The organism is Rhodococcus sp. HNM0563 (assembly GCF_012726195.1).
Taxonomy (GTDB): domain Bacteria; phylum Actinomycetota; class Actinomycetes; order Mycobacteriales; family Mycobacteriaceae; genus Rhodococcus.
In genome coordinates, this window is the sequence record NZ_JAASAF010000001.1 from 508,888 (window position 1) to 530,540 (window position 21,653).

Consider the following 21,653-nt stretch of genomic DNA (forward strand, 5'->3'; position numbering starts at 1 on the left):
GTTTCATCGGAACAGATCGGTCGCTTCCACAAGATGATGGGTGATGCCGGGTTCGTACGCGGAGTGTCCGGCGTCGTCGACAATGTGCAGCGTCGAGTCGGGCCAGGAGCGATGGAGGTCCCATGCACTCGTCGCGGGGCACACCACGTCGTAACGTCCCTGCACGATCACGCCCGGAATGCCGTGCAGGAGATGCGCGTCCCGCAGCAGCTGTCCTTCGGTGAGGAATCCGCGATGATAGAAGTAGTGGTTCTCGATCCGTGCGAAGGCGAGCGCGAAGCGGGGTTCCGCGGTGTTTGCGACGTGGTCGGGCTGCGGTAGCAGTGAACTGGTTCCGCCCTCCCATGTCGACCACGCGACCGCTGCGCGCAACGCGACGTCCGGGTCGGGGGAGTGCAGCAGCCGGTGATAGGTGTCGACCGGGTGTGCCCCCGGTTCGCTGCTTGCCAGGGGTGCGAGGAAGGCTTCCCACAGGTCGGGGAACAGCGCCCCGGCACCACCGTTGTAATACCAGTCGATCTCGCTGCGGCGCAGCAGGAAGATCCCGCGCAACACCAATTCGGTCACGCGGTCGCGATGACGCTGTGCGTAAGCCAGGGCGAGCGTCGATCCCCACGATCCACCGAAGACCATCCATCGTTCGATGGACAGGAATGTGCGTAGACGTTCGATGTCGGCGAGCAGATGGTCGGTCGTGTTGACGGACAGGTCGGCCCCATCGGCGACGTGCGGCCGCGACCGGCCGCAGCCCCGCTGGTCGAACATCACGATCCGGTAGGCGGAAGGGTCGAAGAATCGACGTTGCTGCGGTGATGTGCCGCCGCCCGGACCGCCGTGCAGGAACACGACGGGTTTACCGTCCGGATTTCCGCTGACCTCCCAGTACACCTCCTGGTCGTCGCCGACGGCGAGAAAGCCGTGGTCGTACGGCGCGATCGGAGGGTAGAGCTCGCGTAGGTTTGCCATTACCTAGAACCCGACCAGGGCCGATGCAAGATCGGGAATCTGCAGGGCCGTCAACGTCTCGTCGCGCACGGATGAGCACTGCTCGGTGGTGATGGTGTCGACGCGTGCGCGATCGCCTGCAAGCGCAATCAGATCGATTCCGTTCGCTGCGCCCCATTCACCGACGAGGATGTTCAGGCCGCCCTTCCCGACCGAAGGCGTGTAGGTGCGCCAACTCTGCAACTGGCCCTCGATGCGGGTGCACAGGTCGGCGGCCTGGGCTTCGGTGACGCCCCCCGGTGCCTGTGTGGATTCCGCTACGGAGGGCGCCGCGGTGTTCGACGGCGTCGGATCCGAGGTGGTTCCGGAGGCGCACGCGCCGAGCAGGCCGATCATGGCTGCAGCTGCGGTAGCAACGACGGGGACGCGTCGGAATCGGGTCATAGGGGGCACCTCGCGGTTCGGTGGTCGTGGTCGCCGTCGAGTGTGCCATCGAATCGTGAAACGCCGACGAGTGCCCTTTCTCGGACCTGAGATGCGGGCGGACGCCTCGGGTCGGGTGGGGGTCCACCCGACCCGAGGGTCTGTCACGACGTGTTCGTCACCTGCATTCGACCGCGGCATCGTCGAAGCCTGCGCTGCCGCGGGTGATGGAGGAACCTCAGAAGGAGTGCTCGGGGCCGGGGAAGCTCCCGCCGGCTACCTCGGAGGCGTATTGTGCTGCGGCATTGCGCAATTCGTCGCCGACAGCCCCGAACTGCTTCACGAACTTCGCGGTCTTGCCGCTCGTGTACCCGGCCATGTCCTGCCAGACGAGGACCTGCGCATCGCATTCGTTTCCGGCGCCGATGCCGACGGTGGGAATGGTCAGCTTACGAGTGACCTGGCCGGCGAGTTCTGCGGGAACCATCTCCATCACGACGGAGAACGCGCCTGCTTCCTGGACGGCGATGGCATCGGCGATGAGTTGCTCGGCGCCGTCGCCGCGTCCCTGTACTCGGAATCCGCCGAGGGTGTTGACGGATTGCGGGGTGAAGCCGATGTGGGCCTGCACGGGAATGCCTGCCGCGGTGAGCGCGGCGATCTGGGGTGCAATGCGTTCGCCGCCTTCGAGTTTGACGGCGTGTGCGCCCCCCTCCTTCATGAACCGGATGGCGGTGGCGAGAGCCTGCTCGGGAGATGCCTCATAGGTACCGAACGGGAGGTCGGCGATCACGAGTGCGTGCGGAGCCCCGCGAACGACGCCGCGGACCAGCGGAAGCAACTCGCCGACGGTGACCGGCACCGTGGTGTCGTAGCCGTAGACGACGTTGGCCGCAGAATCGCCGACCAGGAGCACCGGGATCCCGGCTTCTTCGAAGATGCGGGCAGTGGAGTAGTCGTACGCGGTCAGCTCTGCCCAGCGGACACCTTCGGCCTTCATCGCCTGCAGATGGTGGACCCGCGTCTTACGCTTCGGAGTGTCTGCCGGGGCGGAGCCGCCTCCGTACACGGACGTCATATTTTCCGACATCGTTGTCTCTTTCTTCCTCGAGGCCCTTCTGAGGGTCCCCGGGCGGGTGATGACAGTCTCAGTGTGCCACCGGGCTCGGCCACAGCTAACCCTCGGCGGCGGTGGGGTTGGTCACATGAGGACCCACGTGATCACCCCACGAGGCCGGATAGCGGGCATGGCACGATCCACAGGTGCCGGTTTCCGCGCGTGTGCGCCCCCGTCGTCTGTTCGCTGCCCTTCTCGCTGTGAGCGCTCTGGTGCTGGCAGGGTGTGCCGACACCGCGACAGACGAGCGCGAGCCGTCGACCGTCGCGGTGCCCGAGGAACTGACGCAGTTCTATCGACAGGGCGTCGACTGGGGCGACTGCGGTGGCTACGGCATCGACGGTCCGCTTCTGGCTCGCAGCGGTGCGCAATGCGGCCGGGTCTCGGTCCCGCTCGACTACGACGCCCCGGACGGACAGACGGTGACCCTGGCGGTGTCGCGGATCGAGGCGGACGGCGACCGGATCGGATCGCTTCTGGTCAATCCCGGCGGGCCCGGCGCCTCGGGGCTGTCCACCGTGCTCGCCGCGGCAGGGACCGAACTGGCCGGACGGTTCGACATCGTGGGATTCGATCCGCGCGGCATCGGTTCGTCCGATCCGCAGGTCCGGTGCTTCACCGCCGCGGAGACCGACGCCGATCGCGCCATCGACGATGGAGATCGAAGTCCGGAAGGAATCGAGGCATCCGAGAAGCGCAACCGCGAGTACGCGCAGCTGTGTGCCGAACGCACCGGAGAGGATCTGCTCGCCCATGTCGGCACCGCCGACGTGGTGCGTGACATGGATGTCCTTCGAGGGGTGCTCGGCGACGACGCCCTGAACTTCCTCGGATATTCGTACGGAACCAGGCTCGGCACCGTCTATGCGGAAACCTTCCCGGACCGGGTGCGCGCGATGGTCCTGGACGGCGCCATCGACCCCGAACAGGACCCGGTCGAGGAGATAGTGCTGCAGGCCGAGGGGTTCCAGAAGGCGTTCGACGAGTTCGCGGCCGACTGCGCGACCCGCAGCGACTGTCCGCTGGGCAACGATCCCGCGCAGGCATCGACCCGGTTCCGCGGGCTCGTCGCCCCCTTGATCGAGACGCCCGCCCAGACCACCGATCCGCGCGGCCTGAGCTACCGCGACGCGATCACCGGAGTGCAGCAGGGCCTGTATTCGTCCGCGCTGTGGGGGTCGCTGCGCGGTGGCCTGGCCTCCCTCGCCGACGGCAACGGGGACACCCTGCTTCGCCTTGCCGACCTGTACGAGGGGCGGGAGGAGGACGGCACCTACAGCAACATCAACGACGCGTTCAACGCCGTCCGATGCGTCGATGACCAGCCGATCACCGAACGCGCGGTCGCCGGTGAACTCGATACGCGATTCCGGCTGGCGGCACCGTTCCTCGACGATGGCCGCGGAACCGGTGAGGCGCCCCTCGACGTGTGCGCGTTCTGGCCTGTCCCCGCCACGGGGGAACCGCACACCCCGGTTGTGCCGGGGCTCCCGCCGGTCCTCGTGGTGTCGACGACCGGTGATCCCGCCACGCCGTACCAGGCGGGGGCGGACCTGGCGCGTCAGCTCGGGGGTGCGCTGGTGACCTTCGACGGAAACCAGCACACTGTTGTGCTGGACGGAAATCCCTGTGTCGACGACGCTGTGACCAGGTACTTCATCGATCTCGAGGTGCCCGAGACCGATCCTCATTGTTGACTCGACGCCGGTGTGATCGACACGCCACAGATGGGAACGGCGGATGTAACACGGAATTAACGGATCATGCCTACGCTCGCCGATATGGATCGCCAGAAGGAGTTCGTGCTCCGCACCCTCGAAGAGCGCGACATTCGGTTCGTGCGCCTGTGGTTCACCGACGTCGTCGGGACCCTCAAATCCGTGGCGATCGCCCCGGCCGAACTCGAGGGTGCCTTCGAAGAGGGCATCGGCTTCGACGGTTCGGCCATCGAGGGTTTCTCCCGCATTTCCGAGGCGGACATGGTCGCGCGCCCCGATGCCACGACCTTCCAGGTGCTGCCCTGGACCGACGACCGGGGACACCAGTACTCGGCTCGCATGTTCTGCGACATCACCATGCCGGGTGGCACGCCGAGCTGGGCCGACCCGCGCCACGTGCTGCGTCGTCAGCTCAACAAGGCCGGAGATCTGGGTTTCAGCTGCTACGTGCATCCCGAGATCGAGTTCTTCCTCGTCGAGAACGGCGAACCGGGCGCCCCGCCCGTTCCGGCCGACGACGGCGGCTACTTCGACCAGTCGGTGCACCGTTCCGCGCCGCATTTCCGCCGCCATGCCATCGACGCCCTCGAGTCGATGGGAATCTCCGTCGAGTTCAGTCATCACGAGACCGCGCCCGGGCAACAGGAGATCGACCTGCGGTACGCCGACGCGCTGTCGATGGCCGACAACGTGATGACTTTCCGCTATGTGGTCAAGGAGATCGCCATGGCGGAAGGCGTGCGAGCAACGTTCATGCCCAAGCCTTTCCAACAGCACGCGGGATCGGCCATGCACACCCACATGTCGCTGTTCGAGGGCGAGACCAATGCGTTCCACGATCCCGACGACCCGTTGCAGCTCTCGGCGACGGGCAAGGCGTTCATCGCGGGTATTCTCGAGCATGCTCCCGAGATCAGCGCGGTGACCAATCAGTGGGTCAACTCCTACAAGCGCATCGTGCACGGCGGTGAAGCGCCCACCGCGGCATGCTGGGGGCCATCCAACCGGTCGGCGCTCGTCCGTGTTCCGATGTACACCCCGAACAAGGCGTCATCGCGCCGAGTCGAGATCCGCACTCCCGACTCGGCCTGCAATCCGTACCTTGCGTTCGCCGTGCTCGTCGCGGCAGGTCTGCGTGGTATCGAGAAGGGCTACACGCTCGCTCCCGAGGCCGAGGACGACGTGTGGGCCTTGACCGGTGCCGAACGCCGCGCCATGGGATACAAGGAACTGCCGACCGATCTCGACATCGCGTTGCGCGAGATGGAGAATTCGGAGCTGGTGGCCGAGACCCTCGGTGAGCACGTGTTCGACTACTTCCTGCGCAACAAGTGGCGGGAATGGGAGAACTACCGGAGTCAGGTGACCCCGTTCGAACTCGAGCAGTACCTGGGGTTGTAGGCGCCATGGTGAAGCCGCCCCCTGCGCGCTCTGCCGTACCCGGTCCCGGTCGACTCGGTCTCGTCGAACCCACCGCTGCCGACGAGCTGGCGCAACTGGGATGGACGGACGTCGAGAGCATCGAATTGATGTGGGCGTTGTCCCGGGCGCCCAACGCCGACCTCGCGTTGCGGACGATGAGCCGTCTCGCCGACGTGCTCGGACCTCAGGGATGGGCCGAACTCGACGCGACGTTGCGCACGGACAAGAGCCTGCGGGGTCGACTGCTCGCCCTTTTCGGGTCCTCGGCGGCCTTCGGCGACCACGTGGTCGCGCATCCTGATCGGTGGCGGATGCTTGCCGGTCCGCTCGAGCTGCCGGACCGGCACACCTTCACGGTCCGCATGCTCGACTGTGTCGAGTCGGTCCCCGAGACCGGGGGGCGCGCCAACCGGCTCGTCCACCGAGCGGGAATCACAGGCCCGGACGCGGTTGCTGCACTGCGGACGACGTATCGCGATCAGCTGATGCTCATCGCCGCAGCGGATCTCGCTGCGACGGTCGAGAACGAACCTGTCGTGCCGTATCTCGAGGTGGGGGAGAGGCTCGCCGACCTCGCCGACGCCGCATTGACGGCCGCACTCGCGGTGGCGTTCGCCACTGTCGTCCCGGACGGACCGTGCCCCAATGACATCGCGGTCATCGCGATGGGCAAATGCGGTGCGCGCGAACTCAATTACGTCAGCGACGTCGACGTGATCTTCGTCGCCGAGCCTGCCGACGCGCGAGCCAGCCGTATCGCAGGCGAGATGATGCGTATCGGAACGTCGGCGTTCTTCGAAGTCGATGCTGCGCTGCGGCCGGAGGGTAAACGCGGCGAATTGGTGCGCACCCTCGAATCCCATGTGGCCTACTACAACAGGTGGGCCAAGACATGGGAGTTCCAGGCGCTCCTCAAAGCACGGCCGATGACCGGCGACCTCGACCTGGGCCGCCGTTACGTCGAAGCCTTGAGCCCATTGGTATGGACGGCATCGGAGCGCGACGACTTCGTGCCGGAGGTGCAGGCCATGCGCAGGCGGGTCGAGGCGCTCGTCCCCGCGGATCTGCGGGAGCGCGAACTCAAACTCGGGAAGGGCAGCCTGCGCGACGTCGAATTCGCCGTCCAACTGCTGCAGATGGTCCACGGACGCACCGACGAATCGTTGCGCGTGCCCAACACCGTGGAGGCATTGTCCGCCCTCGCCGACGGCGGATACGTCGGGCGTGATGACGCCGCGAATCTGCGCGCGTCCTACGAGTTCCTCCGATTGCTCGAGCACCGCCTTCAGCTGCAGCGACTCAAGCGCACTCACACGCTGCCCCCTCCCGATGACCGTGAGAACCTGCGCTGGCTCGCGCGGGCGGCGCACATGCGGCCGGACGGACGGAACGATTCGCTCGGCGTCCTCCAATCCGAGATCAAACGCAACTCCGCACGGATCCGCAGGCTCCATGCACGATTGTTCTATCGCCCGCTGCTCGAGTCGGTGACCCGGCTCGACAAGGACGCGGTGCGGTTGTCGCCGGATGCGGCTGTGCGGCAGCTCGCGGCCCTGGGCTACACGGCACCGGAGCACGCCCTCGAACACCTCACCGCGCTGTCCGGCGGGGCTTCACGCAAGGCGAGGATCCAAGCCCTCCTGCTTCCTCAACTGCTCGAATCTCTCGGTGAGACAGTCGATCCGGATGGCGGTCTGCTCGCCTACCGGCGCCTGTCCGACGCGTTGTACGACACAGTGTGGTTCCTGCGGGTGCTGAGAGACGAGCCGTCGGTCGCGGAACGTCTGATGAAGGTGCTGGGTACGTCGGCGTATGTACCCGAGCTGCTCATCAAGTCACCGGACGTCATCCGCCTCTACGCCGACGCCTCCACGGGGCCACGCCTTCTCGAGGCCAAACCCGCCGAGGTGAAGAGAGCGATCGTGACGTCGTCGTCGCGATACGACGATCCGGCGCGGGCGATCGCGGCGGCACGTTCCTTGCGTCGGGCGGAGCTCGCGCGGATCGCGAGCGCCGATCTCCTCGGGATGCTCTCGGTTCCCGAGGTGTGCGAAGCGCTCTCGTCCGTCTGGTCGGCAGTCCTGGAGGCGGCACTGGCCGCGGTGATCCGAGGATCCGTGCGCACGAAGGGACCGGCGCCGGCACGCATCGCGGTGATCGGTATGGGCCGGCTCGGCGGTGCGGAACTCGGCTATGGATCCGATGCCGACGTGCTGTTCGTCTGTGAACCGCTGCCCGATGCCGACGAGACCGTCGCAGTGAAATGGGCGGTCTCCATCGCCGAGCAGGTTCGCAAACTTCTGGGGGCGCCGAGCACCGACCCGCCACTCGAAGTCGATCTGGACCTGCGTCCGGAGGGGCGTAGCGGCGCGCTGGTGCGCACGCTCAAGTCGTACGAGGCCTATTACGCGCAGTGGGCAGAAGCGTGGGAGGTTCAAGCGTTGCTGCGTGCCCACACGGTCGCGGGCGATCCCGATCTCGGGCTGCGATTCCTCCACATGATCGACCGCGTCCGCTACCCCGAAGGCGGGGTCACTCAGGAGGCGGTGCGGGAGATCCGCCGGATCAAGGCTCGGATGGATTCCGAGCGGCTTCCGCGCGGCGCCGACCCTGCGACCCATACGAAACTGGGTCGCGGCGGACTGTCCGACGTCGAATGGACCGTGCAGTTGTTGCAGCTCCAGCATGCGCACGAGATCGGTTCGTTGCGCAACACGTCGACACTCGAGACGCTCGATGCGATCGGTGCGGCCGAACTCATCAGCGCAGCTGACGTCGATCTGCTCCGGGACGCGTGGATCACCGCGACCCGCGCCCGCAATGCTCTCGTCCTGGTGCGGGGAAAGCCGAGCGATCAGCTTCCTGGCCCGGGGCGCCAGCTTGCGGCCGTGGCGAGCGCTGCGGGCGAACACAGCGATGACGCGTCAGAGTTCCTCGACAACTACCTACGGGTCACGCGTCGTGCGCGTGGCGTCGTCGAGCGGGTGTTCGGCGGGGAAACGAACGGGCACTGACTCTTTCGTTCTTCGTCTTCACCCGCTGGCGAACATCTTGATGCGAAGTTCTCGGCTGCGTTCGAGGTGTGCGCGCATGTGCTCGCGGGCGGCCGCCTCGTCGCGCGCTCGCAGCGCGGTCAGGATGAGGTCGTGCTCGTGGTTGAGGACGTCGGGTTCGCCGTAGGTCGAGGGTGGGCCCGAATCGTAGATCCGCAGTTGAGTGGTCAGCCGGATGAGAAGCGCAGTGATGGTGGCATTGTGCGCGGCCTGCCACAGAGCTTCGTGGAATCGGAAGTTACCGGCTCGGACGTCGGTGTCGTCGGAGGCCGAGCAACAGAATGCGTGGAGCTGTTCGAGCCGCGCGAGGTCGAGCTCGGTGTGCCGGGTTGCTGCTGCTCCCGCAGCTTCGGATTCGAGGGCTACGCGGGCGGCGTAGATCTCTATGACGTCCTCGGGGGTACCCGACCGAACCCGGAACCCGCGGGTGGCGCGCTCGAGCAACCCGTCGTGGGCGAGCCAGTTCAGGGCTTCCCGAATCGGGGTGCGCGAGGCGCCGTAGGTCTCACTGAGCTGGGTTTCGTGCAGTGCGGCGCCGCTCGGGAATTTGCCTGCGAGGATGTCGGCGCGCAGCCGTAGGTACTGCTTCGACGTCTGATCGTCGCGTCCGGTGGGAAGCTCGCCGAGCAATGAGCCGATCAGGTCGGTTGTGGTGTCCCGGTCGGGCATCGCACTCCTGTCCTCGGGTTCGGTGTCTTCGGAGATTATGCCATCGTCAACGAGCGAATACTTGCGTATACGTTATTCGTCGTTTAGCGTCGCTGACATGATCGAGGAGAAGCCGGGGGTGATACGGGGCCGCGATTCCCGGGGCGACAATGATTCCTGGGGCGACAATGATTCCTGGGGCGACAATGCAGTGGTCGCCGCCGAGGACCTTGCGCGCGACCTCGCGGCTGTCGTGGTGCTCGATGCCACCGTGTCGTTTCCGAAACCGCGGTTCGACGGCGACTACCGCCCAGAATCCGGGTACGCCACCTGGGCGGATGCGCACATCCCGAACTCCGTGCACATCGATCTACTCGGCGAGTTCAGTGCGTCGGGGGCTCCGCTGCACTTCACGCGACCGGAACCCGAGCATCTGGCTGCCGCACTCGCCCGCATCGGTGTCGGCAAGGGCACCGACATCGTGGTGTACGACGCCGGTGAGATGACCTGGGCGTCACGGGTGTGGTGGATGCTGCGCAACATCGGTGTTCCCGCGCGAGTCCTCGACGGCGGGCTCGCACGCTGGACCGATCTCGGACTTCCGCTCTCCTCGGATCTGTCGGCGCCGCCTGCGGCGGTGAACCCGGTGAACATCACCGACCACGGCCTGTGGCGGGACCGAGACGACGTTCTCGAAGTCAGTGCGGGCCGGGCGGCGGGAACGTTGCTCTGCGCACTCGATCCCGAGCACTTCGCGGGCACCGCAACGACCCGTTATGCGCGACGCGGACGGATTCCCGGCAGTCGGAACCTTCCTGCCAAGAGCCTCCTCGGCGGGGGAGTGCTGCGCCCTCGCGCGGAACTGGCAGTCCTGTCGGAGACTGTGTCGGCCGAGTCGGATAGCCCCCTGATCGTCTACTGCGGCGGTGGTGTGTCTGCGTGCCTGGTGGCGCTCGCTCTGGTGCAGGCAGGTCGCGACGACGTCGCGGTGTACGACGGCTCTCTCGCCGAGTGGACTGCCGATCCGGCGCTGCCGATGATCTCGGATGAGGAAGGAAACACCTGATGCGATATCTCGACTCGCGATGTCCCGCCCAGCGTGCGTGCCCACTCGAACATCCGGCCCTCCCCGACACCTCTGTGACAGGAACCTCATGAGCTCCACGACGAACGCGCCGACACTCGACGACCTCGCTGATGCCCTCGATGCGTTACGTGCACGAACCCCGCTGGTGCAGTCGTTGACCAACATCGTGTCCGCGAACTTCCTGACCAATGTTCTGCTCGCGGCGGGTGCCAGCAACGTGCACATCGACAACGTCCACGAGGCAGGTGGCTTCGCGCGGATCGCGGGCGGAGTACTGGTCAACCTCGGCACACCCGATGACGGAACCGCCGTTGCGTTCACCGCCGCTGCCGAGGCGGCGCACGACGCGGGGACCCCGTGGGTGCTCGACCCGGTCGGTGTCGGAGGGTTGCCATGGCGTACCGGACTCGCCGCGGATCTGCTCACCTACCGACCCACCGCGATCCGTGGCAACGCCTCCGAGATCATCGCGCTCGCAGGCCTCGGCGGCGACACTCGTGGTGTCGACAGCGCAGACGAAACTGCGACAGCGATCCCGGCCGCGCTCGCCCTGCTCGACTACTCCGACGCGGTGTCCGCGTCGGGACCTGTCGACTACCTGGTGGGTCGCGGCAGTGACGGTGCTGCCACCGGACTGCGTGTCGCAGGCGGAAGTGCCATGCTGCCGCGCGTGACGTCCACCGGATGCTCGCTCGGTGGACTCGTCGCCGCCTACCTCGCGATCGCTCCTACTTCGCTGATCGGTCTGGCCGCGGCGCACGCGCACGTTGCCGTCGCAGCCGAGATCGCCGAGCAGAATTCGAGTGGTCCTGGTTCGTTCGCGGTGGCCTACCTCGACGCGCTCTACACCGTCGACGCCGACACATTGCGCCGATGCGCCCGTATCGAGCCATTCGAACTGCCGAAGAAGGACGAGAACTGATGGGCATCAAGACATTCTGGTACCTCACCCAGGCCGACGGCGATTATCCGTGGAGTCCCGGCGGATTGTTTCCCGTCGACGGGCAGCGCCAGATCGAGCTCGCCAGGACCATCGACGACGGCGGCTTCGACGGGGCGCTCGTCGCGACGTGGCCGAACGACCCGTTCATCTCGGCAACCTGGGCGGCCGCGCACACCAGCCGAATGAAATTTCTCGTCGCCGTGTACGCCAACATGACACCCGCTCGGTTGCTCGCCGAGAAGGCGCTCACCTTCGACGCATTCAGCGGTGGCCGTTTGATGATCAACTCCGTGAACGGTCGCGAGAACATTCTGACGAAGTACGACATGCTCGTGGAGCACGATCGGCGCTACGAACTCGGCGAGCAGTACTGGGCCGACTTCCGCCGTTTCTACGCGGAAGGGACAGAATCCAACTTTCCCAACACGCCGTTGCGCATCGACCCGCCCGCCGGTGGGCATACGGTACCGCTGTGGGGGACCGGTGATTCGCAGGCCGGGCTCGAGAACGCCGGTAAGGTTCTCGACGCCTACCTGATCATGTTGCGTGAGACGGCGTTCGTCGATGCGAAGTTCACAGCGGCTCGCGACTCCGCGGCTGCGGAAGGACGTGAATACACAGACTTCGGGGCGCTGTCAGGCGTCATCGTGCGGCCGACGCGGGCCGAAGCGCTCGACAGGTTCCGATCGTTGTTCGTGGATGCCGGGATCGACCGGATCAGTGACGTGCTGAACAACGCGGTTCGTCGACGTACACACGGACAACAGGATCTGAGGACGTTCACCGCCCGCGACGCGCAGCGTCAGGGCTGGGTGGACACTCTCAACGCAGGTAAGCTGCCCGAACCCGAGGACCTGTATCTCGGCGACGGCCTGTACGCAGGTATCACCGCGTGGTCCCCACTCGACATCTTTGCGACAGGGTCATCGGCGGTCTACTACGTGGGCACGCCGGACGAGATCACCGGACACGTCGGTGCTCTACGTGACAAGACCGGACTGACCAGTCTCATCCTTGCGGGCTGGCCGCTCATCGACGAGGCGAAGCAGGTTGCCGAGCAGTTGATTCCGAGGTTTCGCGAACTCTGAGAGCCCTGCGGGCGAAGCCTTGTCGGTTGTTCGTCAGCGGCCCCCGGACGCGCTCGGATTCCAGCGCATACTTCGGGTCGTTCTCGTCTCAGTTGCACACGATGATCAGTCCGACACCGCGCCAGACGTCGACCGTCACGTCCTTCCACTCTTGTTTATCGGAATCCCATTCGCTCTCGGTCTCGGTGTCATAGCCCAGGTCGCGTTGCTCGGTCACTGTGCATTCCTGGAGTGTGCTGCCGGACCGGCTGACGATGTGCCACGGCACGCCTGCCTCGTCCAACGCGGCAGCCGCTTGGTCCTGGGACATTCCGACAGTGTTCGGGGCTGACTGTGCCGTTGCAATTCCCGCCGCGAGGGGACTCAGAAGCAGGGCGCCGGCGGCTGCACACGCCGCGGCCGAGATGGTCGTACGCATGACGGCCTCCTTTCGGAGACAGGTCGGTATGGAGTGCTCTGCCCGGGCATGCCCGGTGATCGGCGGACGGCGGGCGGCTCAGCGCCCGTCGACCGGATGCGCGGCATTCCTCCCGGCACGTTCGTGCCCCGACTCATCGTCCGCGGCAGGCGGGTGATCAGCGCATCGTCGACAGTTGTGTCGCAACGTCGGCCAACTGTGTCGTACATCACCAACTGTACGCGCGTGTGCAAGTCCGGGCCCGGGTGCGACTCTCGCGCAGCGTTCTTACCCGGGCGTTGTAGGGGTTGCGAGCATCCGCTCGCGCAAGCTGTCGTAGATCGGGGCGACACCGGCGAGATGCGCAACGATCACCGCTGCCGCCGACGCGATAAGCATGGGGACGGTGACACTCGTGGTAGCGGTCATCTCGACGACGAGAGCGATTCCGGTGAGCGGTGCCCGCACGGAGGCGCTGAACAGTGCCGACATCCCCACGATCGCCATCGGAATCGCGATCGATGAATCGATCACGGGGACAACCGCTTCCACGATGCGCGCGTACAGGAAGCCCCACAGCGCGCCGAGTGCGAGCAGTGGTGCGAACAGTCCGCCCGGGGTTCCTGCCGCATACGACAGCGGACCGGCGAAGAAACGCATCACGACGTACCAGCAAACGAGCGGAAGTGTGAGGGCGCCGCCGGCCAGCACGTGCTGTGAGATCGCATCGCCGCCGCCTGCAGCGAGCGGTGCGAGTGAGGCGAGCAACCCTATCCCGGCGCCGATCAGTGCGGCCTTCCATGCGGGCGGCAGAGCCTGCACCGCATCGACGAGATCGAGTGATCCGACCACCACGCGGTTGTAAGCCGCTCCGAGTATCCCGGTCAGAAGACCGAAGACCAAGAACACCGGCAGCAGGGTGATCGACGGTGTGCCGAGCGTCTCGACATCGAAATCCGGTCGATCCCCGAGTATCAGACGTGAGCACGCGACTCCGGCGCCGACCGACAGCAGGACGGGGACGACCGTCCGGAACCGGAACACTCGGGTCACCTCTTCGAAGACGAACAAGGCACCCCCGACCGGGGCGTTGAAAGCGACTGCCAGTCCGGCGCCCGCCACCGCGTTGTGCATCGCGCGGATGTGATCGTCATCCATGCGCGCCCGTCGCGCCGTCTCGGAACCGACCGCCGCACCCATGTGCACGATCGGGCCTTCTCGGCCGAGAACGAGTCCGGAACCGATCGAGAGCACACCTCCGACGAATCTGGCGGGCACCACCCGAAGCGGTGGCGGCGTAGCCTCGCCGCGTTCCACTGCCTCCACGTGCTGGATGCCGCTTCCAGAGGCGAGAGGGACACGCCTGACGATGAGCGCGGCGGTCATTGCACACAGAGCGGTGACGGCCATGGGAACCAGCCAATCGGGCCCGGGCAGCGAGGCGGACCAGTCGAGGACGTCGCCCCGCCATCGGTCCGCGACTCGCAGGCACCACCGGAAGGCTCCTCCGACGAACCCGATCACCGCGCCGGCGATCGTCGCCACTGCGCAGATCACGAGCAGTTCGCGGCACGCCGCGGAACGCGCCTCCGGGTTCTCCATCGAGTGCCATTCAACTCGCTCGATCGAGTTGGTGGAGCCGGAATCGGCAGGCCACGAAACGAAACCGGTCCGCTCACCCAATCGAGGGCGCGCGGACCGGTTTCGGAGCAGTGACGAGACTCAGCAGTCGAAGTACAGCTGGAACTCGTAGGGGTGCGGACGCAGGTTGACCGGAGCGATCTCCTGCTCGCGCTTGAGCGAGATCCAGGTCTCGATCAGGTCGGTGGTGAATACGCCGCCCTCGGTGAGGTACTCGTGGTCCGCCTCGAGACGGTCGATGACCGCGGGGAGCGACGTCGGAGCCTGCGGGATGTTCTTGGCCTCCTCCGGCGGAAGCTCGTAGAGATCCTTGTCGACCGGCGCGAGCGGCTCGATCTTGTTCTTGATGCCGTCGAGGCCGGCCATCATCTGCGCTGCGAAGTTCAGGTACGGGTTACCCGAGGAGTCGGGGGCCCGGAACTCGAGACGCTTGGCCTTCGGGTTGTTGCCCGTGATCGGGATACGCACTGCCGCCGAACGGTTGCGCTGGCTGTACACGAGGTTGATGGGGGCTTCGTAGCCCGGCACGAGGCGGTGGTAGGAGTTGATCGTCGGGTTCGTGAACGCGAGCAGCGACGGTGCATGGTGCAGGATGCCGCCGATGTACCAGCGCGCGAGATCCGACAGGCCCGCATAGCCGGCCTCGTCGTGGAACAGGGGCTTGCCGTCCTTCCACAGAGACTGGTGCACGTGCATGCCCGAGCCGTTGTCGCCGAAGAGCGGCTTCGGCATGAAGGTCGCGGTCTTGCCGTGCTGCCACGCGGTGTTCTTGACGATGTACTTGAACAGTTGCAGGTCGTCGGCAGCCGACAGCAGCGTGTTGAACTTGTAGTTGATCTCCGCCTGGCCTCCGGTGCCGACCTCGTGGTGGCCGCGCTCGAGCTCGAAGCCCGCATTGGTCAGGTTGGTGGAGATGGCGTCACGGAGATCGACGTAGTGGTCGTAAGGAGCGACGGGGAAGTAACCACCCTTCGCGCGGACCTTGTAGCCGCGGTTGGCGGAACCGTCGGCGTTGTACTCGGCGCCGGTGTTCCAGCCACCCGAGATGGAGTCCACCTCGTAGAACGAGCCGTTCATCGCGGAGTCGTAGCGGACCGAGTCGAAGATGTAGAACTCCGCCTCGGCTCCGAAGAATGCGGTGTCGGCGATGCCGGTGCTGAGCAGGTACTCCTCGGCCTTCCGGGCGACGTTACGCGGGTCGCGGCTGTAGGACTCGCGGGTGAACGGGTCGTGGACGAAGAAGCTGATGTTCAGCGTCTTGGCTGCGCGGAAGGGGTCCAGGCGCGCAGTGGTCACGTCGGGAAGGAGCAACATGTCGGACTCGTGGATCGACTGAAATCCGCGGACGGACGATCCGTCGAATGCCAATCCGTCTTCGAAAACATCCTGGTTGAATGCCTTCGCCGGAATGGAGAAGTGCTGTTCGATGCCGGGCAGGTCAGTGAAGCGGACATCGACATACTCGACGTTTTCGTCCGCGATGAACTTGATGACCTCTTCGGCCGTGGTGAACGCCACGCTTGTGCTCCTTCAGTCGGTGCGCGCCATTTGGTGCTGGGCGCCTGCGTCGGATCAGACCGTATTGACCCGGTGTTGCCCGGTCGTCAAACCTATGTTTCGCCGGTGTTACACATCAGGTTGCCCTGGTGTGAGGACCCTGGAACGTGGTAGAGGTCACCGACGGGTGCATGGGTCTGCCCTGGTCCGCACGTACCAGACTATCCTGGACCCATGGCGCGGATGACGGGTAGTTGGCTATCGGGCCCCTCGGCGGCCCTTCCTCCGGGACAGGCTGGGGAACAGAAGTATCCCGGGGAGTGGCTCGGACTACCTGAACACGGTCCGGGTTCGCTCGTCTCCTCTGCGAGACGCGTCCTCGCGCTGGCCATCGACTGGTTCTCGTCGATGGCGATCGCGATGGTGCTGGTGGGCGACAACCCGCTCGAGAGCCCATCGCTGTCGGCGTACACGCTTCTCATCTGGTGTGGCGTCGGCATCGTCACAGTGACGTTGTTCTCGTTCACGCCGGGGCAGTTCATCGCCGGGCTCCAGGTGGTGCGCGTGGATGCGCCCGTCCGCGTCGGGTTGATTCGGGCCCTTGCGCGACAGGTCCTGCTCGTCTTCATTGCTCCCGCTCTGGTCAACGACATCGACGGCAGAGGCTTGCAGGACCGCGCGACCGGCACCGCGCTCGTGCGTTCGCGCTGACCTCTTCCTGCAACGGCTGGGTTCCTGCAACGGCTGAGGGCCGTCGTCCCGATCGGGACGACGGCCCTCAGCCGTTCGGACACTGTGGTTCAGCGGCGGCGCATAGTGCGCTGGACGCTCCGCATCTTCGCGCCCGCAGGCAGCGGACCCTTCGGCATCGCCGGACCACTCTTCTTGGTGCTCAGCGCCGACAAACGGCCTTCGATTGCATCCATCCGTTTGGTATCGATGTTGCGCGGAAGCTTGTTCAACTGCTTCTGCAGCTGTGCAAGCGGAACCTGGCCTTCTTCGTTGCCGACGGTGAACTCGTAGATCGGAGTGTCGCCGATGAGGCGCGCAACACGCTTCTTCTCCTGCGCCATCAGGGGCTTGATCCGGCCCGGGTTGCCTTCACCGACGAGGATGACCCCCGGACGGCCGATCACTCGATGCAGTGCGTCGAGCTGGGTGGTACCTGCCACGGCCTGTGAGACACGCCATGCACCCTGGAGATTGTCGAGTGCCCACGCTGCTGCGCCGGCTTGCCCGTCGGCCTTCTTGTAAACGGACTTCTGAACGCGACGGCCGAAGATGATGAACGCTGCGAGCACACCGACGAGGATGCCGATCGGCAGCAGGAACCACTCGATGCCGAAGATCAGCCCGATCACGAAGAATACGACGATCGATGCAACGAGAGCGCCGATCATCCACGGCAGAAGCGCCTTGTCTTCCTTGCGCTGGATCTGGAAGGCCTGCCACAGCTGTGTGCGACGCTCCTTCGATGCCTGCTTGCGAGCGGCTTTCGCCGCTGCCTTCGCTTCCTTGTCGGTCTTGCTGCCCTTCGCCATGCCTACCAGGATACTTTCCCCGCGATGGACCGCTTGCCACCGCGGGTACAGTCCCGGTTTCTAGCTGCCGAAGCGGGCTAGAACCGAGCTGGCTTCCTGGCTTGCCGAGCCCTCCTGAGCCAGATGCGCCTGACCGGCAGGAAGTTCGCGGCCGTGGTGGGCCATCGCCTGGGCATACAGCCGGCCCGCGCGATACGACGACCGCACGAGCGGCCCCGCCATCACGCCGGCGAAGCCGATCCTCTCGGCGGTCTCCGAGTGAGCAACGAACTCCTCGGGCTTGACCCAGCGCTCGACAGGATGATGCCGCGGCGACGGGCGCAGGTACTGCGTGATCGTGATGATGTCGCAGCCTGCGCTGTGCAGGTCGTGCAGGGCTTCGGTGACCTCGTCCGGCGTCTCACCCATACCGAGAATCAGGTTGGACTTGGTGACGAGTCCGAACTCGCGCGCCGCAGTGATCACGTCGAGGGACCGTTGGTAGCGGAATGCGGGACGGATCCGCTTGAAGATGCGCGGGACGGTCTCGACATTGTGTGCGAGAACCTCGGGCCGCGACTCGAAGACTTCCTGCAGCAGTTCGGGCTTGCCGTTGAAGTCCGGAATCAGATTCTCGACGCCGGTTCCGGGGTTGAGCTCGTGAATCTTCCGGACGGTCTCCGCGTACAGCCACGCGCCGCCGTCCGGGAGATCGTCGCGCGCGACGCCGGTGATCGTCGAGTAGCGCAATCCCATCGACTGCACCGATTCGGCGACGCGACGCGGCTCGTCACGGTCGAGGGCGGCAGGCTTGCCCGTATCGATCTGGCAGAAGTCGCAGCGACGGGTGCACTGCTCACCACCGATGAGGAAGGTGGCTTCGCGGTCTTCCCAGCATTCGTAGATGTTGGGACACCCGGCCTCCTCGCAGACCGTGTGCAGGCCTTCACGCCGCACGAGGCCTTTCAGCTCGGTGTACTCCGGACCCATCTTGGCTCGGGTCTTGATCCAATTGGGCTTACGTTCGATGGGCGTCTGCGCGTTCCGGGTCTCGATCCGCAGCAGCTTGCGTCCTTCTGGGGCGACAGTCACGCCATCGATGGTACGCCCGAGCACCTGGTGAAACTTCTTCCGGGTGTGGGCATGTCAGAACCGGTGAGTAGTGAACTCCGGTGTCGTCCGGTTCGGTGCCGTAGTCGATACGGCCTGCTCGAAAGTGACCCGCTGGATAGTGCACTCGGTGACCGGAAGTCGGCCGTCGAGCGCAGCGACGACAGCGTCGGTCACTGCCGGAACGACCTCGCGGACGGTCACATCGCGGCCCAGTTCGCCGGTGAGAGAGGTGACTCCTGCGTCGCGGATGCCGCACGGGACGATCGAGTCGAAGGCGTCGAGCGCCGAGTCGCAATTGAGGGCGAACCCGTGCATCGTGACACCGCGTTGCACACGAATGCCGATAGCCGCGACCTTTCGTTCGGCGAGCCACCGCCCGTCGCGCAGTTCGGCGGGCAACCACACACCGGAACGCCCCTCGACGCGTCCACACGCCAGCCCCAGGTCGGTGCACACCGTGATCAGTGCCTGCTCGATCCGCCGGACGTAGCCGACAACGTCGATCGGCTCGGCGAGCCGGACGATCGGGTAACCCACCAACTGACCGGGTCCGTGCCAGGTGATCTTCCCGCCACGGTCGACGTCGATGACCGGAGTGCCGTCGGAGGGCCGGTCGGAATCCTCGGTCCGCCTCCCCGCGGTGTACACGGGCGGGTGCTCGAGGAGCAGCAATGTGTCCGAACCGAGGCCGTCTGCACGGTCGGCTGCGAGCTCGCGCTGACGCTCCCATGCTTCGAGATAGCCGACCGATCCCAGCCGAGCAACAACGACCGGGGTGGAGTCGAGTCGTGCCGAAGTTGTGGCCTTGCTCATAGGTGCCGACACTACGCCTCGACACAGCGAAAGACGCGGGGGTGCCGCCGAAAGACGACACCCCCGCGCCCGGTCACGCCGGTCCTGCAGCTATCGCTGCACTACCGGTTCACAGTCCGAGATCGGCCTCGAATGCGCCCTCCTCGAGACGGTGCTTGATCGTCTTGAGGAAACGTCCCGCATCGGCGCCGTCGACCAGCCGGTGGTCGTACGTGAGCGGCAGGTAGCACATCGACCGCACACCGATCGACTCGTTGCCGGTCTCGTCCTCGACGACAACCGGACGCTTGACGATCGCACCCGTACCGAGCATGGCCGCCTGCGGCGGAACCAGGATGGGCGTGTCGAACAAGGCGCCCTGGCTACCGATGTTCGTGATCGTGAACGTGCCACCGGAGAGTTCGTCGGGCTTGAGCCCACCGTTGCGCGAACGATCGGCGATATCCGCGATCGCGCGGGCGAGAGCACCCATCGACATGTTGCCGGCGTTGTGGATCACCGGGGAGAGCAGGCCCTGCTCGGTGTCCACTGCGATACCGAGGTGCTCGGCCGCGTGGTAGGTGATCTGCTTGTTCGCCTCGTCGTACGACGCGTTGACATTCGGGTGCAGCCGCAACGCCTCGACAACGGCCTTGGCGAAGAACGGCAGGTACGTCAGATTGACACCCTCGCGCTCAGCGAACGCCTTCTTCGCCTGGGTGCGCAGCTGCGCGATCCGGGTGACGTCGACCTCGAAGGTCTGCGTGAGCTGCGCGGTGGACTGCAGTGACTCGCGGGTCTTCGTGGCAGTGATCTGGCGGATGCGATTGGCCTTCTGCGTGGTACCACGCAGCTTCGCGAGCTCGGGACGCACACCCGGAGCAACTCCGGACGACGCTGCTGCCGCGGGCTTTGCCGCAGGAGCGGGTGCCTTCTCGGTCTCGGCGGCTGCGAGCACATCCTGCTTACGGATACGCCCGCCGACGCCGGTGCCCTTCACCTTCGCCAGGTCGACATTGTGCTGTGAGGCGAGCTTGCGCACGAGAGGGGTGACGTACGGCGTGGCGTCACCCGACGGCGCAGCGGTCTGCTCGGCCTTCGGTGTCGCGGCGGCAGGAGCAGCCTTCGGTGCAGGCGTCGCAGCCGGTGCCGGTGCTGCGGCCGCGGCGGGAGCGGCCTCTGCGGGCTTCTCGGCTGCGGGGGCCGGTGCGGCCGGTGCTGCTGCGGTCTGCTGCGCGGGGGCCTCGGAGCCGATGACAGCGAGTTGGCCGCCGACCTCGACGGTGTCGTCTTCCTGCGCGGAGATCTCGGTGAGGATTCCGGCGACGGGGGACGGGATCTCGGTGTCGACCTTGTCGGTGGAGACCTCGAGGAGGGGTTCGTCGACAGCGACTTCGTCGCCGATGGCTTTGAGCCAGCGGGTGACGGTGCCTTCGGTGACGGATTCGCCGAGTGCGGGCATGGTGACGGGGGTGCCCGAGCCGTTGCTGGTCGACGGGGCGGGGGTTGCTGCGGCGGGAGCGGCCTCGGCGGGCGCGGCCTCTGCGGGCTTCTCGGCTGCGGGGGCCGGTGCGGCCGGTGCTGCTGCGGTCTGCTGCGCGGGGGCCTCGGAGCCGATGACAGCGAGTTGGCCGCCGACCTCGACGGTGTCGTCTTCCTGCGCGGAGATCTCGGTGAGGATTCCGGCGACGGGGGACGGGATCTCGGTGTCGACCTTGTCGGTGGAGACCTCGAGGAGGGGTTCGTCGACAGCGACTTCGTCGCCGATGGCTTTGAGCCAGCGGGTGACGGTGCCTTCGGTGACGGATTCGCCGAGTGCGGGCATGGTGACGGGGGTGCCCGAGCCGTTGCTGGTCGACGGGGCGGGGGTTGCTGCGGCGGGAGCGGCCTCGGCGGGCGCGGCCGCGGCAGGCTCCTCGGCGGCGGGAGCCGGGGCGCTGCCCGCGGACTCACCGGCTTCGCCGATCTGTGCGAGTTCGCCGCCGATCTCGACGGTGTCGTCTTCCTGAGCGACGATCTTGATCAGCACGCCGGCAGCGGGGGACGGGATCTCGGTGTCGACCTTGTCCGTGGAGACTTCGAGCAGCGGTTCATCGACTTCGACCGTGTCTCCTTCCTGCTTGAGCCATCGCGTGACAGTTCCCTCGGTGACGCTCTCACCAAGCGCTGGCATCTGGACGGAGAAGGCCATGTCTGTTGACTCCTCGACGGTTGTGTTCGGGTGTGTTGAGTTGTACCGACTCGTGGGT

Annotated in this window: 18 protein-coding genes; 7 read left to right on the plus strand and 11 right to left on the minus strand. The window is 66.1% G+C overall.

Annotated elements, in window-relative coordinates; all coding sequences use genetic code 11:
* Nucleotides 1–3 precede the first annotated feature (3 nt).
* From pip to panB, 3 genes are all read right to left on the minus strand, one after another.
* Nucleotides 4–966: a prolyl aminopeptidase gene (gene pip, locus HCA61_RS02485; RefSeq protein WP_169686300.1), complete on the minus strand. Its 963-nt coding sequence runs from the start codon at nt 964–966 to the stop codon at nt 4–6.
* Nucleotides 967–969: 3 nt separating this feature from the next.
* Nucleotides 970–1,389, minus strand: coding sequence for a hypothetical protein (locus tag HCA61_RS02490; RefSeq protein WP_169686302.1), 420 nt, complete (start codon nt 1,387–1,389; stop codon nt 970–972).
* 217 nt (nt 1,390–1,606) lie between these two features.
* Complete coding sequence (gene panB, locus HCA61_RS02495) at nt 1,607–2,458, minus strand: 3-methyl-2-oxobutanoate hydroxymethyltransferase (RefSeq protein ID WP_169686304.1); 852 nt, start codon at nt 2,456–2,458, stop codon at nt 1,607–1,609.
* 173 nt (nt 2,459–2,631) lie between these two features.
* Between panB and HCA61_RS02500 the strand changes: the two genes are divergently transcribed.
* The 3 genes from HCA61_RS02500 to HCA61_RS02510 all read left to right on the plus strand — a co-directional run bounded on the left by HCA61_RS02500 (nt 2,632) and on the right by HCA61_RS02510 (nt 8,639).
* Nucleotides 2,632–4,182: an alpha/beta hydrolase gene (locus HCA61_RS02500; protein ID WP_169686306.1), complete on the plus strand. Its 1,551-nt coding sequence runs from the start codon at nt 2,632–2,634 to the stop codon at nt 4,180–4,182.
* Between the two features lie 84 nt (nt 4,183–4,266).
* On the plus strand, nt 4,267–5,604 hold the full coding sequence (locus tag HCA61_RS02505) for a glutamine synthetase family protein (protein WP_169686308.1): 1,338 nt from the start codon (nt 4,267–4,269) through the stop codon (nt 5,602–5,604).
* 5 nt (nt 5,605–5,609) lie between these two features.
* Nucleotides 5,610–8,639, plus strand: a complete 3,030-nt coding sequence (locus HCA61_RS02510) for a bifunctional [glutamine synthetase] adenylyltransferase/[glutamine synthetase]-adenylyl-L-tyrosine phosphorylase (protein WP_169686310.1) — start codon at nt 5,610–5,612, stop codon at nt 8,637–8,639.
* Between the two features lie 18 nt (nt 8,640–8,657).
* On the opposite strand, the gene HCA61_RS02515 is transcribed toward HCA61_RS02510, so the two are convergent.
* Entirely contained in the window at nt 8,658–9,347 is a 690-nt protein-coding gene (locus tag HCA61_RS02515; RefSeq protein WP_169686311.1) for a GntR family transcriptional regulator, read from the minus strand.
* A gap of 97 nt (nt 9,348–9,444) precedes the next feature.
* Here HCA61_RS02515 and HCA61_RS02520 point away from each other — a divergent pair, with 97 nt between their 5' ends.
* From HCA61_RS02520 to HCA61_RS02530, 3 genes are all read left to right on the plus strand, one after another.
* Nucleotides 9,445–10,392, plus strand: a complete 948-nt coding sequence (locus tag HCA61_RS02520) for a rhodanese-like domain-containing protein (RefSeq protein WP_169686313.1) — start codon at nt 9,445–9,447, stop codon at nt 10,390–10,392.
* Nucleotides 10,393–10,480: 88 nt separating this feature from the next.
* The gene (gene thiM / locus HCA61_RS02525; RefSeq protein WP_169686315.1) at nt 10,481–11,335 is read left to right on the plus strand and encodes a hydroxyethylthiazole kinase; all 855 of its coding nucleotides are present in this window, start codon (nt 10,481–10,483) and stop codon (nt 11,333–11,335) included.
* Entirely contained in the window at nt 11,335–12,444 is a 1,110-nt protein-coding gene (locus tag HCA61_RS02530; RefSeq protein ID WP_169686317.1) for an LLM class flavin-dependent oxidoreductase, read from the plus strand. The genes thiM and HCA61_RS02530 overlap by 1 nt, the downstream gene beginning before the upstream one ends.
* 88 nt (nt 12,445–12,532) lie before the next feature.
* On the opposite strand, the gene HCA61_RS02535 is transcribed toward HCA61_RS02530, so the two are convergent.
* The 3 genes from HCA61_RS02535 to glnA all read right to left on the minus strand — a co-directional run bounded on the left by HCA61_RS02535 (nt 12,533) and on the right by glnA (nt 16,000).
* Complete coding sequence (locus HCA61_RS02535; RefSeq protein ID WP_169686319.1) at nt 12,533–12,862, minus strand: PASTA domain-containing protein; 330 nt, start codon at nt 12,860–12,862, stop codon at nt 12,533–12,535.
* 267 nt (nt 12,863–13,129) lie between these two features.
* Nucleotides 13,130–14,443, minus strand: a complete 1,314-nt coding sequence (locus HCA61_RS02540) for a ClC family H(+)/Cl(-) exchange transporter (protein ID WP_169686321.1) — start codon at nt 14,441–14,443, stop codon at nt 13,130–13,132.
* Nucleotides 14,444–14,563: 120 nt separating this feature from the next.
* Complete coding sequence (gene glnA / locus HCA61_RS02545) at nt 14,564–16,000, minus strand: type I glutamate--ammonia ligase (protein WP_169686323.1); 1,437 nt, start codon at nt 15,998–16,000, stop codon at nt 14,564–14,566.
* A gap of 213 nt (nt 16,001–16,213) precedes the next feature.
* Here glnA and HCA61_RS02550 point away from each other — a divergent pair, with 213 nt between their 5' ends.
* Nucleotides 16,214–16,690, plus strand: coding sequence for an RDD family protein (locus HCA61_RS02550; protein WP_169686325.1), 477 nt, complete (start codon nt 16,214–16,216; stop codon nt 16,688–16,690).
* 89 nt (nt 16,691–16,779) lie between these two features.
* Here the strand turns inward: HCA61_RS02550 and HCA61_RS02555 are convergent, their stop codons facing one another.
* The 4 genes from HCA61_RS02555 to sucB form a co-directional block, all read right to left on the minus strand.
* Nucleotides 16,780–17,520 (minus strand): DUF4191 domain-containing protein, encoded by a 741-nt coding sequence (locus tag HCA61_RS02555; RefSeq protein WP_169686327.1) that lies wholly within the window; start codon nt 17,518–17,520, stop codon nt 16,780–16,782.
* Between the two features lie 60 nt (nt 17,521–17,580).
* Complete coding sequence (gene lipA / locus HCA61_RS02560; protein ID WP_169686329.1) at nt 17,581–18,591, minus strand: lipoyl synthase; 1,011 nt, start codon at nt 18,589–18,591, stop codon at nt 17,581–17,583.
* 54 nt (nt 18,592–18,645) lie between these two features.
* On the minus strand, nt 18,646–19,425 hold the full coding sequence (lipB, locus tag HCA61_RS02565) for a lipoyl(octanoyl) transferase LipB (protein ID WP_169686331.1): 780 nt from the start codon (nt 19,423–19,425) through the stop codon (nt 18,646–18,648).
* A 109-nt stretch (nt 19,426–19,534) separates the two neighbouring features.
* On the minus strand, nt 19,535–21,595 hold the full coding sequence (gene sucB / locus HCA61_RS02570) for a 2-oxoglutarate dehydrogenase, E2 component, dihydrolipoamide succinyltransferase (protein WP_169686334.1): 2,061 nt from the start codon (nt 21,593–21,595) through the stop codon (nt 19,535–19,537).
* Between the last annotated feature and the right edge of the window lie 58 nt (nt 21,596–21,653).

Excerpts from the sequence above, each read along its gene's own strand:
- panB (WP_169686304.1), bottom strand. The coding sequence starts at position 2,458 with ATGTCGGAAAATATGACGTCCGTGTACGGAGGCGGCTCCGCCCCGGCA.
- HCA61_RS02540 (WP_169686321.1), bottom strand. The coding sequence starts at position 14,443 with ATGGAGAACCCGGAGGCGCGTTCCGCGGCGTGCCGCGAACTGCTCGTG.
- HCA61_RS02515 (WP_169686311.1), bottom strand. The coding sequence starts at position 9,347 with ATGCCCGACCGGGACACCACAACCGACCTGATCGGCTCATTGCTCGGC.
- pip (WP_169686300.1), bottom strand. The coding sequence starts at position 966 with ATGGCAAACCTACGCGAGCTCTACCCTCCGATCGCGCCGTACGACCAC.
- HCA61_RS02550 (WP_169686325.1), top strand. The coding sequence starts at position 16,214 with ATGGCGCGGATGACGGGTAGTTGGCTATCGGGCCCCTCGGCGGCCCTT.
- HCA61_RS02535 (WP_169686319.1), bottom strand. The coding sequence starts at position 12,862 with ATGCGTACGACCATCTCGGCCGCGGCGTGTGCAGCCGCCGGCGCCCTG.
- HCA61_RS02505 (WP_169686308.1), top strand. The coding sequence starts at position 4,267 with ATGGATCGCCAGAAGGAGTTCGTGCTCCGCACCCTCGAAGAGCGCGAC.
- HCA61_RS02490 (WP_169686302.1), bottom strand. The coding sequence starts at position 1,389 with ATGACCCGATTCCGACGCGTCCCCGTCGTTGCTACCGCAGCTGCAGCC.
- sucB (WP_169686334.1), bottom strand. The coding sequence starts at position 21,595 with ATGGCCTTCTCCGTCCAGATGCCAGCGCTTGGTGAGAGCGTCACCGAG.
- HCA61_RS02530 (WP_169686317.1), top strand. The coding sequence starts at position 11,335 with ATGGGCATCAAGACATTCTGGTACCTCACCCAGGCCGACGGCGATTAT.
- HCA61_RS02555 (WP_169686327.1), bottom strand. The coding sequence starts at position 17,520 with ATGGCGAAGGGCAGCAAGACCGACAAGGAAGCGAAGGCAGCGGCGAAA.
- HCA61_RS02510 (WP_169686310.1), top strand. The coding sequence starts at position 5,610 with ATGGTGAAGCCGCCCCCTGCGCGCTCTGCCGTACCCGGTCCCGGTCGA.
- lipB (WP_169686331.1), bottom strand. The coding sequence starts at position 19,425 with ATGAGCAAGGCCACAACTTCGGCACGACTCGACTCCACCCCGGTCGTT.
- thiM (WP_169686315.1), top strand. The coding sequence starts at position 10,481 with ATGAGCTCCACGACGAACGCGCCGACACTCGACGACCTCGCTGATGCC.
- HCA61_RS02520 (WP_169686313.1), top strand. The coding sequence starts at position 9,445 with ATGATCGAGGAGAAGCCGGGGGTGATACGGGGCCGCGATTCCCGGGGC.